The organism is Nostoc sp. DedQUE08 (assembly GCF_034530895.1).
Lineage (GTDB): Bacteria > Cyanobacteriota > Cyanobacteriia > Cyanobacteriales > Nostocaceae > Nostoc.
The window spans coordinates 1-17,516 of record NZ_JAVRCD010000013.1; the positions used below are offsets into that span (position 1 = coordinate 1).

General features: G+C 41.1%; 14 protein-coding genes. 6 read left to right on the forward strand and 8 right to left on the reverse strand.

Annotated elements, in window-relative coordinates:
• Nucleotides 1–87: 87 nt before the first annotated feature.
• The 3 genes from RMY64_RS11075 to RMY64_RS11085 form a co-directional block, all read right to left on the reverse strand.
• Nucleotides 88–336: a hypothetical protein gene (locus RMY64_RS11075; RefSeq protein WP_322700040.1), complete on the reverse strand. Its 249-nt coding sequence runs from the start codon at nucleotides 334–336 to the stop codon at nucleotides 88–90.
• Between the two features lie 86 nt (nucleotides 337–422).
• Complete coding sequence (locus tag RMY64_RS11080; protein ID WP_322700041.1) at nucleotides 423–1,373, reverse strand: RpoD/SigA family RNA polymerase sigma factor; 951 nt, start codon at nucleotides 1,371–1,373, stop codon at nucleotides 423–425.
• Between the two features lie 199 nt (nucleotides 1,374–1,572).
• Nucleotides 1,573–3,822: an ATP-dependent RecD-like DNA helicase gene (locus RMY64_RS11085; protein WP_322700042.1), complete on the reverse strand. Its 2,250-nt coding sequence runs from the start codon at nucleotides 3,820–3,822 to the stop codon at nucleotides 1,573–1,575.
• Between the two features lie 313 nt (nucleotides 3,823–4,135).
• On the opposite strand from RMY64_RS11085, the gene RMY64_RS11090 reads away from it, so the two are divergent.
• Together RMY64_RS11090 and RMY64_RS11095 are read left to right on the forward strand one after the other, a co-directional pair.
• A complete protein-coding gene (locus tag RMY64_RS11090; RefSeq protein WP_322700043.1) occupies nucleotides 4,136–4,891 on the forward strand; it encodes a ParA family protein in 756 nt (251 codons plus the stop codon).
• Nucleotides 4,888–5,841, forward strand: coding sequence for a ParB/RepB/Spo0J family partition protein (locus tag RMY64_RS11095; protein WP_322700044.1), 954 nt, complete (start codon nucleotides 4,888–4,890; stop codon nucleotides 5,839–5,841). The genes RMY64_RS11090 and RMY64_RS11095 overlap by 4 nt, the downstream gene beginning before the upstream one ends.
• Before the next feature lie 63 nt (nucleotides 5,842–5,904).
• Here the strand turns inward: RMY64_RS11095 and RMY64_RS11100 are convergent, their stop codons facing one another.
• Nucleotides 5,905–6,120, reverse strand: coding sequence for a hypothetical protein (locus RMY64_RS11100; RefSeq protein WP_322700130.1), 216 nt, complete (start codon nucleotides 6,118–6,120; stop codon nucleotides 5,905–5,907).
• 344 nt (nucleotides 6,121–6,464) lie between these two features.
• Between RMY64_RS11100 and RMY64_RS11105 the strand changes: the two genes are divergently transcribed.
• From RMY64_RS11105 to RMY64_RS11115, 3 genes are all read left to right on the forward strand, one after another.
• Complete coding sequence (locus RMY64_RS11105) at nucleotides 6,465–7,295, forward strand: RRXRR domain-containing protein (RefSeq protein ID WP_416212139.1); 831 nt, start codon at nucleotides 6,465–6,467, stop codon at nucleotides 7,293–7,295.
• A 670-nt stretch (nucleotides 7,296–7,965) separates the two neighbouring features.
• On the forward strand, nucleotides 7,966–8,925 hold the full coding sequence (locus RMY64_RS11110; protein ID WP_322700046.1) for a ParM/StbA family protein: 960 nt from the start codon (nucleotides 7,966–7,968) through the stop codon (nucleotides 8,923–8,925).
• Nucleotides 8,926–8,933: 8 nt separating this feature from the next.
• A complete protein-coding gene (locus RMY64_RS11115) occupies nucleotides 8,934–9,224 on the forward strand; it encodes a hypothetical protein (protein WP_322700047.1) in 291 nt (96 codons plus the stop codon).
• A gap of 522 nt (nucleotides 9,225–9,746) precedes the next feature.
• Here the strand turns inward: RMY64_RS11115 and RMY64_RS11120 are convergent.
• Together RMY64_RS11120 and RMY64_RS11125 are read right to left on the reverse strand one after the other, a co-directional pair.
• On the reverse strand, nucleotides 9,747–10,406 hold the full coding sequence (locus RMY64_RS11120; protein WP_322691393.1) for an NADPH-dependent F420 reductase: 660 nt from the start codon (nucleotides 10,404–10,406) through the stop codon (nucleotides 9,747–9,749).
• 22 nt (nucleotides 10,407–10,428) lie between these two features.
• Entirely contained in the window at nucleotides 10,429–10,791 is a 363-nt protein-coding gene (locus tag RMY64_RS11125; protein ID WP_322700048.1) for an SDR family NAD(P)-dependent oxidoreductase, read from the reverse strand.
• Nucleotides 10,792–10,875: 84 nt separating this feature from the next.
• Here RMY64_RS11125 and RMY64_RS11130 point away from each other — a divergent pair, with 84 nt between their 5' ends.
• The gene (locus RMY64_RS11130) at nucleotides 10,876–11,793 is read left to right on the forward strand and encodes a LysR family transcriptional regulator (protein WP_229474989.1); all 918 of its coding nucleotides are present in this window, start codon (nucleotides 10,876–10,878) and stop codon (nucleotides 11,791–11,793) included.
• Between the two features lie 180 nt (nucleotides 11,794–11,973).
• Here the strand turns inward: RMY64_RS11130 and RMY64_RS11135 are convergent, their stop codons facing one another.
• On the reverse strand, nucleotides 11,974–12,603 hold the full coding sequence (locus RMY64_RS11135; RefSeq protein ID WP_322691395.1) for a Uma2 family endonuclease: 630 nt from the start codon (nucleotides 12,601–12,603) through the stop codon (nucleotides 11,974–11,976).
• 82 nt (nucleotides 12,604–12,685) lie between these two features.
• Nucleotides 12,686–17,470, reverse strand: a complete 4,785-nt coding sequence (locus RMY64_RS11140; protein ID WP_322700049.1) for a hypothetical protein — start codon at nucleotides 17,468–17,470, stop codon at nucleotides 12,686–12,688.
• Nucleotides 17,471–17,516 lie beyond the last annotated feature (46 nt).

The window sequence follows — 17,516 nt, forward strand, 5'->3', positions numbered from 1 at the left end:
ATCGCCTACATTTGTGATGACCCGTAGCCAAAAATGGATAAAGTCGAGCTTAGAAGGCATCTTGTTTGCTCTAAAAGTGTTCTCAGATTATTTTGCCAAATTGACATCACTCTTGTAAGTCATAGCTCTGGGTTTTCTCTTCTTGAGAGGGACTACTGATTTCTTGGGTGCTTGTGGCGGACGGCATTTCTCGCAATATAGAGGTCGCACACCAAAAGTCTCTCTTTGTGTGGGTTGTTCGCACTGCTTGCATACGAAGTTAAAAACGCGAGTGTGAATTTCCCGCTTGTGCGCTCTGACGGTGTACTCTCGGACTTCAATAGTTTTGCTGGGCATTGATTAGTAAAGTATCCTTACTTCTTAATAATAGTTTTTCATCTTAGTTCTACAAGATCCGTGCATCATCTGACTAAAACATCCTCTTAGTCAAATAAATACTCTTGGATGTCATTGTGCTGACGACGGAGAATACTTATTGCCTTAACTTGGATTTGACGAATCCGCTCTCGACTTAGGTTTAGCTCTTTACCAATTTGAGCGAGATTAAAATGCCGATCGTTCTCCAGACCAAAGCTTAAAGTCAACACTTGACGTTGAATTGGTGTCAGTGATTCTAATAATTTAGCCACGTCTTGGGATAAAAGTTCTTGGGTAAGGAGTTTTTCTGGTGAAACACCAACGTCTGTTAAAATTTCGCCCAATTCTGTTTCTTGCTCATCTCCGACTTTTTTATTTAAAGAAATGGCTGTACGAGAGGCACTGAGATATTCTCGAAGCTTTTCGGGGCTGATGTTTAATGATGCAGCTATTTCTTCAGCAGTGGCATGGCGACCGAGTTTTAGAAAGCTTTCTCGCTGCACCTTCTTAATTTTATTAAGAATTTCGGTTAAATGAACAGGCAATCTAATAGTGCGGGATTGTTCTGCGATGGCTCTTGTTATAGCTTGGCTAATCCACCAGTATGCGTAGGTCGAGAGCTTATAGCCCAGGTTAGGGTCAAACTTTTCTATACCCCTTTGCAAACCAATTGCTCCTTCTTGGATCAAATCGAGAAATTCCAAATTGCGGTTTTGGTATTTCTTGGCAACAGAAACTACCAACCGCAAGTTAGCTGTCACCATTTTCTGTTTAGCTTTTTGACCAATATGTAGCGCTGCTCGGATTTGTGTTTCAGTTTGCTCAACAGCGTTGGCTAATTCTGTCATTGTTGGTTCGCGGTCTAGCTGTTGAGTGAGTTCATTTTTAGATTGCTCAATGGCAATCATTTGTTGTACAAGTCTTGCATAAGCGATTTCTTCCTCTGGCTTTAATAAAGGATACTGACCAATTTCTTGCAAATAGATGCGAACCATGTCGGAACTCAGGCTGGACATACAAACTTTTCGACTTTTTTAAACCAGGGGATTTAAAAGTATAAATCAAATAGCTCAATAAATTTTTCTATTTTGAAGAACCAAAACACATCACCAATCCAGCCCTGCCTGAACCCGGATTTATCACCACATCTCGATTAAGCCTTGTGCAGGTGAGCAGGGGAGAGTTCAATGTGCCTTGTTCTTTCCCCTCTGACCCTCAACCTTGTGAGAAATGCGGGTGAAGTAACCTCTGCTGTAACCGTGTGTAGCGCTGTTGGCCATCTGTAGAGCGCACCGCCAGGGATATCGCTTTTTTTGCTCCAACTACGATTGCTAACTTCTTGGCACGGGTCAATCCTGTGTAAAATAGATTCCGAGTCAACATCATATAATGCTGCATATAGATTGGCAGAATCACCACTGGATATTCTGACCCCTGACTTTTATGAATAGTCACGCACCACGCTAGCGCAATTTCATTCAAGTCCGCGTAATCGTAAACTACAGTCCGCTCACCATACAGTATTGTAACTTCCTGCTCTTCCGTATCAATGCTTTGAATAATCCCCAGGTCGCCGTTGAAAACTTCACGGTTGTAGTCATTGATTAGCTGGATGATGCGATCGCCCTCGCGTAATAAATTTCCACCTCTGTTAATCTCCACCTTGCTAGGGCTGGGTGGATTAATCAACTGCTGCAATACTGTGTTCAGGTTACGAGTCCCGATTACTCCCCGTGTCATCGGGCAAAGCACTTGGACATCAGTAGCAGGATTAAAACCTAAGCTGGGGAGCAAGTCTGTAATCAATTCGCAGATTGCTTGCACTCCATGTTCAGGCTGATGACCTCCGCCGTGCCAAATACAATCAGACACGGGATTATCAGAAATTGGCTCGATTGTTGGGTACTGGCCCCGGTTGATTTGGTGAGCAGCAGTGATAATTGCACTCGTTTGAGCTTGGCGGAATACCTGAGTTAACCGCACTACTGGCACGCAACCAGAATTAATCAAATCAGCGAGTATTTGACCTGGACCTACAGATGGTAACTGGTCAATGTCACCCACCAACAATAGTAGAGCGCCAGCTAATACTGCTTTAACCAAGGAGTAAGCCAGAAACAAATCAAGCATCGAAGCTTCATCAACGATAATTGCTGTATGGGGCAAAGGGTTTTCACTGTCGCATTTAAATCCTCTTGTCTTGGGGTCAAATTCCAACAAGCGATGAATAGTCTTTGCTTCAAGTCCAGTCATTTCACCCAAACGTTGAGCAGCCCGTCCAGTTGGTGCAGCGAGGGCAATAGATTTCCCCATTGCTTTCCACAGGCTAACAATGGTGTGGGTAGTGAAAGTTTTTCCAACGCCAGGCCCACCAGTCAAAATCATGATTTTGGAGTAGGCTGCTGTTTCTACAGCCAAGCGTTGCTGTTCTGAAAGCTGAATTTTACGGCTAGCGGTAAAACGATCAATCCAATCATGCACACGCTCAATGTCAGTACCAACAGGCTTTTCTAAACGTTGGCGGATCAGTTGAGCTAAATTCTGTTCAGTATGAAAGTAAGTCGGCTTGTAGCAAAGTAGGTTTTTCTCTTCATCTCGCTCTCTAATCAGGTCGTCTGCTAGAGCCATGTCTTTGATGATTTGTGCGATCGCTTCTTCTGTTGGTTGATGGGATTCAGTAGTCAGCAGTTTGATTACCGACTCAATCAGTTCTGGTTGAGGTAGATAACAGTGACCATCTTCGGCAGCTTCACTTAAACAGTAGATAATTCCCGCACGATAACGAAATTCTGAGTCTGGGGCAATTCCTATATTTCTCGCAATCTTGTCAGCAGTCAGAAAGCCAATACCGTAGATGTCGGCTGCTAACTGGTACGGATTTTTGGTAACAGTGGCGATCGCCTCATCCTTATATTGCTTGTAAATTTTGACTGCGTATGTTGTTGAAACACCGTGCCCTTGCAAAAATACCATTACTTCTTTTATGGCTTTCTGTGTCTCCCAGGCATTTTTAATTAACTTAATCCGCTTTTTGGCAATACCTTGAACTTCAATGAGTCGGTCAATTTGGTTTTCGATAATGTCCAGGGTTTCTAAACCGAAGTGAGCGATGATACGCTTGGCTGTTACTGGGCCAACACCTTTAATCAGCCCACTACCCAAATATTTTTCAATTCCAGTGAGAGTAGCTGGTTTGGTTTCTTTGTAGTTGACTACTTGGAACTGGGGGCCAAATTGTGGATGGTCACGCCAGAAACCAGTTAGTTGTAGAGTTTGACCTGGCTGAATATTAGCAAAGCTGCCGACAATTGTTGTCAGTTCGGTGCTACGGAGACGGGTCAGCCTTGCCACAGTGTAACCCGATTCAGCAGAGTAAAAAGTTAGGCGTTCTACGACTCCGGTGATTGTCTCGTGTTGAGGAAAGGCGCTTACTTGTTGAGGGGAAAGATTAGGGGGAGTAGACATTGCCTGTTAGAATAGGCCGCACATTATTATAATACTGGGAGTCTAGCTATTTTAGTACATAAATACTAAATTAGATATTCAATATTAGTGTCATTGAAAGCTTACCCTAGTTCAAGCTTAAAAGCCGAGGCAGTGGGGCTGACACCAGATAAACCATTGCTTGGAGACTGAAAAAGTTAGCAATAATAGAAAGGGCAAAATCATAGTTGAAATGTTAAAGTTCGGTCTATCTACTGAATGTAAGTTTCTTTTGCCAGTATGTGACTGATACCGATATTGTTAAGTTGATGTCTTTATTATTTCTGTTCAGTTAATGAGCAAAGTCATTGCAGTTTTTAATCAGTCGGGTGGTGTCAGCAAAACTACTCTGACAATGAATTTAGGCTACCATTTGGCTCAAAGTCAGCAAAGCGTTTTATTAGTGGATATGGACCCCCAGGCTTCACTAACTACTTTTATGGGATTAGAGCCATCTGAACTAGATAAGACAGTTTATGAAGCTATTCTGGGAGAAGAACCATTACCAATTCATCAGAATATACATGGTATGGATATGGCCCCCGCGAACATCAACTTAAGTGGCGCAGAATTAGAACTTGTTGTCGCAGATATGCGAGATATTCGACTAAAGGAGGCTCTTGAACCAGTTATCGCACAATACCAATTCATTTTAATTGATTGTCCACCAAGTCTCGGTATTCTTAGCTATATTAGCTTGGTGGCAGCCACACACGTACTCATTCCTATTCAAACTGAATATAAAGCTCTAAAAGGAACAGAACTATTGTTAACAACGATTGCGCGTGTCCGTTCTCGGGCAAATCGAAAATTACAGATTGCTGGAGTAGTTCCAACCATGTACGATAATCGAACTGGACAAGGCTCCCAAAGCTTACAGTCAATTACTAATTCTCTATCTAAGATTGGTACCATTTATCCAGCTATTCCTCGATCCGTAGCTTTTGCTGATGCAGCCCAAGAGCATATACCGTTAGCACTTTACAATTCTAAGCATCCATCTGTCACTATTCTCAAGCAGATTGCTCAAAGTTTGGAGACGTTGCCATGAGTCTGAAGAAGCGTGTTAGTCAACCTTATGAAATTAAAGGAGTAGATGCTTTATTTGGAGTTGAAGAAGCAGTAGACAATAGTAGCGCTGCTTTCCTTATCCCAATAGAACAAATAGTTTTACCACATCAACAACCTCGTCGCTACTTTGCTCCTCAAGCCATGCATGAGTTAGTAGAGTCAATTAAACAGCATGGAATTCTTCAGCCCCTTCTCGTCCGTCCTCAAAAGGATGGAAAATATGAACTAGTTGCAGGAGAACGTCGTTTCCGAGGGGCTAAAACTGCTCAATTAAAGTTTGTACCTGCTGTTATTAGGGAAATGACAGATGCTGAAGCACTTGAACTAGCACTCTCGGAAAATCTCCAAAGAGAGGACTTAAACCCAATTGAGGAAACAGAGAGTATTGTTGCTCTCTTAGGATTAAAACTTAATCAAACCACAGAATCAATAGTTGCTTTACTTCAATCAGCAGCTCATCCAGAACGAGAGGCTGTGGATAACGTTATCCACAGCCAAGAATGGCAGTCTCTACTTGAGGTATTTAACACAATCGGAAAGTTTTCCCCCGAAAGTTTTAGAACCAATCGTCTCCCATTATTAAAACTTCCTATAGATGTTATGGAAGCTCTCCGGTCAGGAGTAATCGAGTATACTAAAGCCAAAGTGATTGCGCGAATTAGGGATGAAGCCCTACGTAAATCATTACTGTCTGATGCAATTCAAAATAATTTATCTTTGAGTCAAATTAAAGAGCGTCTTGCTGAAATTCAAGCAAACACGCCTGGAAATACAGATAAAAAATCATCTTCTTTAAAAAAGAAGATAGATGAAGCCTACAGTAAAGTAAAAAAATCAAAGGTTTGGGATAATCCTAATCAGCACAAGCGATTACAAAAAATATTAGTAGAGCTTGAAGCTTTATTAGTTGAAAGCAGTGATGATAACTGAAACTACATTTAGTATGGCAATCAGCATTCCTAAAGTCATTCCTTCAGAATAGGCAAATGGCGATTAGATTGTTATGGGAGAAGTGCTTTCGATTACGGCGATATCTTCACCTTGGCAGCAATGATGGCACACTCTCTCTTCAAGAGTGATTGGTGAAAGATATTTATGATTGATAATGCAAATGAGATTTTTACCCTCAATAATAACTGTACTAACGGCACTGACACTAACTAGTTGCAGCACTACTACTGCTGAACAGTATGAAGCTACAGCACTCACCAGTTACTCCTGGCAAGTCAAGTATGCCAATGATCTAACTAATTAACCACAGCCACGCAGTCAACTACCCTACCCTAAACCCTAGCGCTCCGCGCCACGGGTTTTGAGAATAGGGCTTGGAACAGCCAGGTTCTAACAAAGCGTTGCACTAGCCCAACGAGCCAACGAGATAGCGCAGACTTCCGAACGTTTCCCTAACTTGGATTGCCTCTAAACCGACTGGTTATCGGTGCTTTTAGAAAGGACATCTATCTTGATGGTGGGCGAAGGGACTTTCTTACTTAGCGATAAGGATTATCTCCAAAATGCGCGTTTCAGTTCTCAATCCAGACGGTTCTCCTGCTATGCCCACCAAACCCAGCCGCGCTCGTCGCTGGCTCAAAGCGGGCAAGGCAAAAGTCGTTCACAACGACCTGAATCTGTTTTGCGTTCAGCTAATCTGCGAGCCATCAGGCTACGAGGTTCAAGACATCGCACTCGGCAAGATGTTCACGGGTATTGGAGTTCAGTCATCCAGGTTTACGCTGTTCACCGCGCATCTCATCCTGCCCTTCCAGGCAATTACAAAGAAGATGAATGGTCGCCGAATTCTGCGTCGTGCCAGACGTGCCAGACGTATCAACCGCAAAGTAGCATTCCATCTCAGAGCGCATCGCCAGAAGCGCTTCTCGAATCGAAGGCAGGGTAAATTGCCGCCTTCGATTCGAGCCAACAGGCAGATGGAATTGCGGGTTACGAAAGAGCTAATCAAACTCTTCCCCGTCTCTGACATCCGCTATGAGGTCGTCAAAGCCAGAACTGAAAAGGGTAAAGGACGCGGCTTTTCTCCGGTGATGGTCGGACAGAAATTCATGTTTCAGTGGTTAGAAGAACTCTGCCCGACTGTTTCTCAGGAAGGGTGGCAAACTTCGACGCTCAGGCAGCAATTAGGGCTGGCTAAAGACAAGGGTGACAAGTCAAAGCAGATTCCTGAAACTCATGCCAATGACGGCATCGCACTGGCGGCTAGTCACTTTATGTCATACCAGTCGTTTCAATCTAGCAATGGGCGCGGTCATCACTGGCATGATGAAGTTGAACAACACAAAAAACCTCAAGAAGAGTCACATCGATTCAAAATTCAAAATTCAAAATTCAAAATTAATACCCCATGTCTGTCGCATCTTGGAGGTTGAATTAAGGATATTGCACTTTTTTTCCCATGTTTAAAAACAAGGGCTTGTACCTTAACCCTTCGGCTGCTTCGACTTGTCTACGAGACGCTACTTCGACCACACTCAGCACAAGTTCGCTCAGGGTTAAAGCCGAGCAGAGTCGAGGCTTTAATTAAATAATTTTTAATTATTTATTCAATTTTGAATTTTGAATTGTTTTGACTTTGGGTGTGAATGATAATTCAGTTGAGAAAGCTGAACCTGTAAGCAACTGATAGCGCACTCGTTACATAGTCAGCAAAAAGTTAAAGATCAAAACTGAATTGCTTTTCAACAAAAAATTGACAGTAAAGTATAAATCAAAGACTCAACAACGATCTAAATTAATTTCTGCTGCGTTGATAAAAAAGATTTTAAAATTTCTTCATGGGGGTTATATGGGGGCTATATATACCCCAACAATAGCTCAAGACTTTGGTGACATTTTGACCCCTATATAGGGTGTATATAGGTGCTAAGTGGGGTATATTTGATTGGTTGATATTTTATACCCCATTTAGCCCCCAAGGGGTTATGATAAGCTCTTAAGTTGGGAAAATAAGGGTGAAGTTATTTTATTCTTCTTTCTCTTGCTCTTGCAGATCGCTTAAACAGATAATTTTCACAACTTAAAGTGCATTACTTGGAGCCTATGTCAAACATTCACACCTTACAAAAAATTTTTCCTGCGGGTTTCGATAACGGTTACGGAAGTCTCAAACTTTTAGTCGATGGCTTTGAAGTAGTTCGTGTCCCCAGCTATATAACTAATGCCGAGATGGAAGATGTTCCAGGGCGTGTAGTTTTCAACGGTACTGCTTACACAGTCGGAGAATCAGCTTACCGGACAGGAAATTATTTTGACCGCAACACCGACAATAATGAAAATAAAGTCAACAACGCATTATTGACTTTATTGGGTGCATTGGCACATCTGCCACACCGTAAGGCTTGGCACTTAAAATTAGTCGTCAGTTTACATGATGTTGCTCTGGCTAATGAACTACAAAAAGTACTCAATGGAGAATATCAGGCAATACTTGCTGGCAAACAATCAGAAGTAAAAGTAGAAGTACTGAAAGTTGTACTAGAGGGTATGGGTGCATTATTTGGGCATCCACTACCAAAAAAATTAACCATTTTAGACTTTGGCAATGGAACAACCCTGTATTCTCGTTATAACCGGGGTCAGCGAGAAGTTCACACTGCCTACCCTATAGGTGTAGAAGTTCTCATCGATGATATTTCCCAAAAAATGAAACATTTAAATGGTGGAAAAATTGGGGATGCTTCCAAGATTCGGTTCTGTCTGGAAATGGGGCATACTCGATACAGTCGTGACATCGATATCAAAGATATATACAGCGCTTGTTTGAAAGATTGGTATGAAAAATACTTGAAGAAAGTGGTGAATTTGACACTTGATGCCAAGCACCAGGGAGATGAAATCTGGGCGATTGGTGGAGGCTGTCTCTTACCAGGATTTAAGAAGCTGTTGGAGAAAAACGGCTTCAAAATCCTGGACAATCCGGTAGAAGCCAATGTCTCTGGGCTTTTAGAGATGGCAAAGAACATTTCTGCCAAGAATTCAGCATCTACATCTATTAAGTGAATATAACTATGGCAGATAAAAAAGACTTAGCACCGGAAAAAGTTCGCCTTAAAGATAATTACCGAGAGCGCATATTTGCAGAATCGCAAAAACTAGATAAAAGTTACCTGGACACGCTTTACTTTATAGTTGATTGCTATTTTGTTTTCATCAAGGCTGGATTACCTGCACAACTTTTACCTGACTCACCTATTAATACTGAATCAAACCAACTCATGTCTTGGACTCAAACTCCATTTCCAGAGGAGAAAGAAGAGGATTCTTCAGGGGAAACATTCAGCCTTGATTTTGATTTGTAACCGTCAAAGGAAGTTGGAACGGTAAAGAAGGGGAATTAGCTTTAAGGGTGGTAAGTGGAATTTACACTTGTTTTGCGGAAATTCCTATCTTCCTGGATGAAAGGGTATGGGGTTGCAGGTATTGGGATGTAGGAACAGTAGTTGCACGTATTTGGCATGGGCAAACATTCACCAGTAAATGTTTTACTTTGATTTTAATTCTTGACCGTGCAACTCCTACACCCTCTCATCCTGCAACATTAAGGATTTGCGCTTTTCAAGCCTGCCATTCAACCCCAATACTGCTCGGGTTTTGCATTTTTAAGTCGGAATTGGGTTTTGGGAAAAGTTATTGGGTAAAGGTTAAAGGTTTTTTCTTTACCCTTTCCCCTTCCCCTTTTCCCCAAAACCCGACAAGTATTGCATTCAACCCTAGTAGCTTGTTGTAATTGGGCTATTGTCGGAGTGCGTCACTCAACAGCCCCAAAAAGTAGGTAAATATCGCAGCAAGTGTGTGCTTTCATGCAATTGTATATGCTTTTTTCAAGAAATCGGTTTGACTTCTGGTTGAATCAGGTTAAGAACAGTGTAAGGATCGCGACCAGAAAATAGCAGCTTAATCACAATTGCTGCCGCAGACTCTAACAATCGAGCATACTTCAACTCCCCCAAATCGACTGGCTCACTCCCAACATCTTCAATCAGCGAAGCCACTTGACGTTTCGCATCAGTATCGTCACCGCAATAGAGCGTTACTAACCGCCGACCATCGAAATTAGGCTGCTCCATCTGCCAAACTTTTGCCTGACACATATTGAACGCCTTCACTACCTTAGCCTTGGGAGAATAAGCAGCGATCGCTTCTGATAGTGATACTCCATCATAAGTTTGCGTTAAGTAATTACCGTTAGAGGGGTCAACAGGATTATTTATGTCTAATAGAATCTTGTTTGCAAAAGCTTCACTTCCTCCAGCTGCTTCCATAGCTTCAAATACTGCTTGGTGAGGAGTCGCTAAAACAATGACTTCACCAAACTCTGCTGCCTCTACAGGGGAACCAGCTTTTGTCCCCTGAGCAAGTTCATGTGCCAAACTCTGTGCTTTGCTAGAATCTCGACCTGCAACAAATAGCTCGTGTTTTCCTACCCAACGTGAGCTTAAAGACTCTGCCATGCTGCCATAACCGATAAAGCTGACCTTCATTGCTATTTCTCCCTAATACAGTTCAATGGAAATAAATGTCAAATGTAGAGCGCATCGTTTCTAGTTGAACTGTCAATAAACTAGATTCCTCTGGCTTGGTTGTAGGATTGATGCCGGCATTGTTCACCAAAATATCTACCCTGCTGTAGGCTTCTCTTAGCCATTGAACAAACTCTGCCACATTCAAATCACTCGTAACTTCTAGTGTGTGATAGTTCACATCAAGTCCTTCACTAGATAATTGTTCTTTAACAGCAAGACCATCTGTTTGGTTACGACTTGTTAGAACAACATGGATGCCAATTTGGGACAATTTACGAGCTATAGCATATCCTAACCCACGATTGCTACCTGTTACTACAGCAATCTTTTTCTGGTTTGTCATTTTAATAACTTTTCACAACTTTCAGTTTTACTTTACTGAAATGTTTTAAATTAATCAAATTGATTGAAATAATATATTTAATCGATGGGATTAATAGACTTGTCTGCCATTGATCTGAACCTTCTGGTCGCCTTTGAAGCACTTTTTGAAGAAAGGAGTGTTACAGCAGCAGCAACACGATTGTATTTAGGCCAACCAGCGATGAGTGCGGCACTCGCTAGGTTACGCATACTATTCCAAGATGAATTATTTATCCGAATTGGCAGGCAAATGCAACCCACAGCAAAGGCTCTGGAAGTTGCTCAAGGTATAAGAGTTGCCCTGCAACAAATTCGGCAGACATTGGAAACGAGCCAAACATTTGACTCTACTACTTCTAAAAGTACTTTTACAATTGGCAGTTCAGATTACACTAGCTATGTTGTCATGCCCAAGCTTCTAAAAATTTGTCGTCAAATTGCACCAAGCATTAATTTTCGATTAATTAGTTTTGCAAAAAACTTTGTTGGAGAACTATTAGAGCGACGAGAGATTGATCTAGCTTTGGGTGTTTTTCAAGACCCACCCAGACAAACAATACAAATGCCATTATTTCCAGAACACTTTGTCGGCATCTGTCGTGTTGGACATCCCATTCTCTTGGAGGACGTTATCACACCAGAAATCTTCGCTAATTTTCTTCATGCTCTTTTTACTCTTAGGCAAGATGAAGTTGGTGAAATCGATAATGCGCTCGCCCAGTACAACCTCCAGCGTCGAGTTGCTTTGACAACTCCTCACTTACTAGTGCTACCAGCAATCATTTCATCAACTGATTTAATTGCTGCTGTTCCATCACGATTGCTAGCACCCTTGGCATATCAAGATGCATTAGAAATTTTTGAACTTCCAGTACAAACTCAACCGTGGATGATTTCAATGCTATGGAGCAAACTTACAGAGCAGGATCAAGCCAATTGCTGGTTACGACAGATGCTCATAAGCGTTTGTGAGGAAATTTAATACATCAGAGAAGTCTTTTAACATTAATTACATACAGCACTTCCGGCAGCTATGAGGTTCATTCTAAAAGCTGAAAGCGATGATAGGAGAGGGGCAAGGAGAAAACTATATTGCATAATAGCCGAAAGCGCTGTAAGATTTAAAAATCTTGCATTGACAATTTTTTGAACTCTAAAAAGTTTAAATCACCGAGTCAAAAACTTGTTGTGCGGTTAGATTCAACTGCAAAAAAGTAGGAGACACTATAAGGTTTGTTTCTCTAAAAGGTGTCATTTGATATTCACCATCAATAAGTTCACAGACAAAAATAGTTGGAACTTTGGGACTACCAATAAATACACGTCCACCCAAAGCTGCATAATCCACAATCCAATATTCAGGTATACCCATAGCTTCATAGTCACGAAGCTTATCGTAATAATCATCCTGCCAGTTGGTTGACACTACTTCAACTATTAGTTTGACCGAACTAGCATTATGGATAACTGATTCTTTTTTCCAGCGCGTTTCAGTATCGATAGTTTCTTGATTTAAAACAATAATATCCGGTTCGTACCCTGATTTGTCTCGGTATGGTTTAATAATGCATTCTTTGGGTATAGTCCAGATACCGCGTTTACCCATCTCTCTAATTGTGATCAGTAATTCTTCAATCAAAAAACCAGCTAAATCAGAATGCTCTCCTTTAGGCTTTGGCATCTCCACAATCACCCCATCATGTAATTCGTAACGTACTTCTGAGTTTTCTGGATACCATTCGATAAATTCATCGAAGGTCAGTAGCTTCAGTTCCGATTGTGTTTGACTCATAAAAGTTACTGGATTTATTTTTACTCCGACTGTAAGAACTGCCTATAATGCATAATTCTCACAAAATCGTGTTGCTCCTATATTATCTATGAATTTCTCTTGACTGGGCTTGATAAGATGAGTAAGTCTTGTCAAGAAGAGAGTTAGCTCCTTCAAAAGTTTTTATAATTTCAGGCGTGACTCGTGAGGTATGCACTTTGCCTGATTGAACACCTAAAACTACATCTCCATTTTTCTGTTGGATAGTCAAATCTTTGCGCTCGGTGTTAAAGCTGAGGTCATAAACCTTGCCTTTAACTTCAGTGAAACCATCTTGCCGAGATTGTCCCAAAACCATCCCAATTCTCTGAGCAATTTGAGTCAACCGAGTGATGGCTTCAATCTCAAATTTATCTTTATTCATTACTGTCAACGCTTCGGTTGATAATTGCTCACCAGCTTTAAATCCATTTGCAACTTCTACAATGCGTTTTTTGTAATTTTCCGACTTCCCTAACTTATCTGCGGCATTATACCAATTTCTCAAGTCATCAATAGTAACTGTCGAAAGCTTCTCTACACCTAGAGGTTCGGTTTTCACATAATTACTAATGTCTGGTGTAGAAGGAGTAGTGGGGAGTAATGGAGTTATAGATTGGTTAAGTGGGGATTGTGCTGTTTGTTCTGGTGGTTTCAAAAACTGTGGTCGTGTGGCGAGGGAATTAACTCTTTGTTGATAGTCACTATCCGATTCAATAATTGACCCAAATTTCTTGGTCATGTTCTCCAAAGTTTTGGGGGGAATTGAACTGCTGACTAAGTTAAAGACCGTTAAACCTTTTTGAGTTTCCCTGATAACATCATCTATTGCTACTTGCTGACATTCAACTTTTTGAGCAGCTAACCATTTAGTCACAGTCTCAGCTTTCTGGTTGTCAACAGCCAAGCCCATGACTCCAAGCTTTTTGTTTGATTCTGTCGAAAATAAGAAAGTAGGGCGCTCTTTAATATGATGTAGAATTGGCTCACTACTATCAATCATCTGCTGATGTTGAGGGTTAACTGATTGAGTCCCAAAAGTCTGAAATTCCTTCGTCCAAATAGTAGGATATTCAACGGTCTTAGGCTCAATTTGAGCGCAAATCACGGAAAAATTACTTTGAAGGATCGCGGGTGCAGGTGTAAGTTGTCCGGTTTTGAGCAATCCAAGCTGTCTGAGCGCGTCTTTGTCTTTCTTGAAATGTAATACTCCCAGGGATTCACCATTGAGAAATACAGCATCTCTAGTTTTAGAAGCTGAGGTTTCGATAGTCAGTTTGCGGTAATCTTGATCGTTGAATGTCTGACCAGAAAAATCATAAAAGTTAATTTTATTAATTTTGAGGAGATTCCCATTAGGAGACGCACCCAGCACAAAAGCTTGATCTCCAGTTTCGGAGATAGAAGTAAGTTTTAACTTTAGAGGATTACCATTTTTGAGATAATTAATTTCTTTTAACTGTTGGGTAGAATCACTGTCTAACTCCCCTAAAGTTTTGCCATCAAGTTTGATTTTTACTGTTTTGTCAGTCACCGACACAGTGCCAAATTCTAAGTTGACCGATTCGGCGTTAAAAACAAGTCCTGCATAAGAGAAGTTCTTGAGTTCACGGATAGTAATTTCAACCGGTTCGTTTCCTGGTAGCCCAATAGTTGCTTTGGCGGTAGCAGGTTCTACCCCAATGAAATTAGCTTGCGCCTTTGTGCCAATTGGTAACATTCCAGCCCTGGTTTCGAGCATGGCGAATTCCTTATATTCCCCGTCAGCATCCTGGACAAACATTAGTCTGGAAACGTGGCGTTCGTGTCCCGGTGGGTGATGAGAGGCTCTGATTTCTATCGGGTGTTTTTCGGTTGGATTCCAGTCTCGACCCAAAAATTGATTTGCTTCATTATTAAGTGTGACTAACTTCGGTTCGGTAAATTGCAGTTTCTCCAAGCGGGAGATAATCTCATTGGGGAAAGCAGCGAAAGCAAAATTAGAGACTTTTTTAGCGATCGCTTGGGGATTTGCGTTTTCTTTTCTTGCAACTTCAAGTTCATCTTGGCGGGATGCACAGATGTTCCAAGCGGCGGCGGCGGATGCAAGTTTTTCTGACTCTGGGATAGAGGTATAAAATGCGAGAGCCGCCTCTTGTGCCTTGTCGAAAAGTAATTTAGTTTGGCTTCTAGTAAGTTCTGGTTTTAGTTCTAGGAGTTTAGCTCCCTGCATGGTCGTCCCCGCCTTGAGATTGTAGTCAGTCACAGATTGTTGGCTAACTGTCCCCAGGTTGCGGTAAGCGGGTTTTCCATTTTCCCCAACCTCGTTATCTATCTGTGCAACTGCTAATAATTTATGGAGGCGTTCACTGTTTGTTAATTTAATCTCATCTAGGCGAATATTCAACGTCTGGGCTTTCCAGATTAGGGGATGCCCGTAGCGGGTGAGGTTGGTAATTTCGAGTTTCGCTCCCTGTGGAGTTTGGATAATTGCAGATGGCCCTTTCTCAGTTTCACGCCGTTGGGACATCCGAACCGCAGCGTTGAATTTCAGATCGAACTCGTACTTCGCGGCGATCGCTGCAAATTTTTGCTGTGGTGAAAATTCTACTCCTTTGAATAATTCTTTAAACTGGACAATGGGACGCGATTCTAACTGTGATTCTTGGAAATATTTGTTAGTTTGATTAATTAATAATTCTACAGGGGAGTAACCAGTGGGAGTAATACCAGAGTTTAAATAAGCTAAACGCGACTTTTTATCTTTAATATAATTAACATCACGATACAAGTAGCGGCTGTTTTCCCGGATTTTATCCATTTCAGGTTTTTTAGCACTTTTGAATAAATCCACCGCTATTTGGTTTTGATAACACCCCTCACCAATCATTTCTCGGTACATCAGGCGGTTAACATCCATCGCCTGTTGAATATTTTCTGGGGTTCTTTGATCCAAAGCAAGTTCAACAAACCTTTGCATATAAGGCTTGTATTCTTCTCGAATTAACTTTGGCTCTTTCTGGCGTTCTTGCTCAAACAGGGTTTCGTAATGACTAGAAACTTGGTCTAAATAATTTGATTTCTGCTCAAAAGTACCGTAAGTCTTTAGTATTTCTATTTCTGATTCTAGAGCTTCTAGCGCAGTAACTTGATTATTGATTACTCCCACGCTGATGCTATCACTCATGTGGATAGCGATTTTTTCAAATGGGGGCTGGCTTCCATCGGTGGGATCGTAGAATGATTGCTTTTTGAGCTTAACTGTCGGAGCATAAGCATTCTGGGGTTGGTTTCTGTACTCGGCTTCGGCTGTTAAATTGGGATACAAGCTGGCTCGTGCCACACCAATGCAGTCACCATCAAAATCTCGTGCTTGGCGTTCAGATTCGGTTTCTGCTGGGTCAACTTCCCCAACATCAATACCTTGCGTTTCTAACTGTGCAATTCTTTGCTGTATGCGTTTATGATCTTCGTCACTAACTACGATTATGCCTTTGAGGTCTTTACCATCTGGCCCGAGTCGATCCTCAACATATTTATTATTAGAAACACACAAACCATTAGAATTGAGAAAAGGAGAACGGAAGTTAAGAACTTTTTCTTGCTCATCAAGCCAAGGGACACAAATTTCACCATTTTTGAGTTCCTTGGATGGAATAATCATCCCTCGGTCAAAAGTAAGCGTTTTCCCCAGAGCGATATCTCGCCATTGGCTCTGTAAAAACCGACTTAATTCCTGTTTAACTTTTTCCGTTTCTAAAAGTTGTTGATGACCAAGTAAGTCAGTTTTGATGACTTTGTACATGAACAAGTCATCTTTAGTACTCTCGTCATCTAATTCCTCATCTGTATCTAAATCGTCATTTGCTCCTAAGTTTTTGACATCACTTTCAAGGTTTGTGACTTCTCCTACTTTTAATTTACTTGGGTTCAATGATTCTTTGCGTTTTTCGTATTTTTCACAATAGTAAGCAGCAACAATTCTAGGGTCATCTTGAATAGAAGTTAGTTTCTCAGCTTGTAGCTCTAATTCTTCGGCAAAATCTTTAATTCCTTGGGGAAAAGATGCCAATAGTTGGGAGATAGACATCTGGCCTTGCTGAGATTGTCCTTTTTCGGCTAACCAAATCTTTTGTTGATATAATCCTGGTTGAATTTGAGGTTTAGTAGGGCCTTCTGGTCTATCCTTATCTGTTCCCTTAAAACTACTTATGGGAAGAATTATATCGATTTTGGGTTTGTTATTTGGATCTGCATATTCTATTTTATCCAGTTTGTATGGTCGGAGGGTTCCTTTGCCAAAGCGGTATTTAGTAGTATCTTCTCCATTTCCTTCCTTCCAACCAAATCGATGCTGGATAACACGGTAGCTTTTATCTTGCTGTGATTCTCTTAAAGTGAGCTTGTCATAAAGTTGGGTTGAAATCTGTCCATAACAATCGCCAACTAGTTTATATGCTAAATCATTTGATAATATTCCTCCGTTTTCACCCCTATTATCAGTAGAATCATCTACTACCAGAATGTTTAGCTTTTGGTGAATCGCATTTTTACAAGCTCCAAGGAATATCGAACCATAAGCCCCACGGTCTTTACTATCTGGACAAATTTTTTGAATTGTTTCTAAGCATTCTTTTTCTCCATAAAGTAAGCGAGTTTTAGAAGACAATAACAATATGTGTCCATCTGGATGATTTTTCAAATCTTCGTGTGTACTGTATTCATCTGAATGTCCAAATGAAAATTCTTTATCAGCGAAGTAAGATTCTAGTAAAGTATTACTGAGCTTTTCGGTTAAAATAGTTTTACGGTCATCTGTATAAATCCATTGATTAAGCCTGGGATCAAAATGTTTTAGTTCCAGAGTCATGATTTTAAAAAATTAATGGAACTTGGTTAATATTTTGGGAGGTTTT

Bases quoted from the DNA above. Each gene is read 5' to 3' on its own strand.
- RMY64_RS11140 (WP_322700049.1), bottom strand. From the start codon at position 17,470: ATGACTCTGGAACTAAAACATTTTGATCCCAGGCTTAATCAATGGATT.
- RMY64_RS11135 (WP_322691395.1), bottom strand. From the start codon at position 12,603: ATGAGTCAAACACAATCGGAACTGAAGCTACTGACCTTCGATGAATTT.
- RMY64_RS11110 (WP_322700046.1), top strand. From the start codon at position 7,966: ATGTCAAACATTCACACCTTACAAAAAATTTTTCCTGCGGGTTTCGAT.
- RMY64_RS11080 (WP_322700041.1), bottom strand. From the start codon at position 1,373: ATGTCCAGCCTGAGTTCCGACATGGTTCGCATCTATTTGCAAGAAATT.
- RMY64_RS11085 (WP_322700042.1), bottom strand. From the start codon at position 3,822: ATGTCTACTCCCCCTAATCTTTCCCCTCAACAAGTAAGCGCCTTTCCT.
- RMY64_RS11120 (WP_322691393.1), bottom strand. From the start codon at position 10,406: ATGAAGGTCAGCTTTATCGGTTATGGCAGCATGGCAGAGTCTTTAAGC.
- RMY64_RS11130 (WP_229474989.1), top strand. From the start codon at position 10,876: ATGGGATTAATAGACTTGTCTGCCATTGATCTGAACCTTCTGGTCGCC.
- RMY64_RS11090 (WP_322700043.1), top strand. From the start codon at position 4,136: ATGAGCAAAGTCATTGCAGTTTTTAATCAGTCGGGTGGTGTCAGCAAA.
- RMY64_RS11125 (WP_322700048.1), bottom strand. From the start codon at position 10,791: ATGACAAACCAGAAAAAGATTGCTGTAGTAACAGGTAGCAATCGTGGG.
- RMY64_RS11105 (WP_416212139.1), top strand. From the start codon at position 6,465: ATGCCCACCAAACCCAGCCGCGCTCGTCGCTGGCTCAAAGCGGGCAAG.
- RMY64_RS11115 (WP_322700047.1), top strand. From the start codon at position 8,934: ATGGCAGATAAAAAAGACTTAGCACCGGAAAAAGTTCGCCTTAAAGAT.
- RMY64_RS11075 (WP_322700040.1), bottom strand. From the start codon at position 336: ATGCCCAGCAAAACTATTGAAGTCCGAGAGTACACCGTCAGAGCGCAC.
- RMY64_RS11095 (WP_322700044.1), top strand. From the start codon at position 4,888: ATGAGTCTGAAGAAGCGTGTTAGTCAACCTTATGAAATTAAAGGAGTA.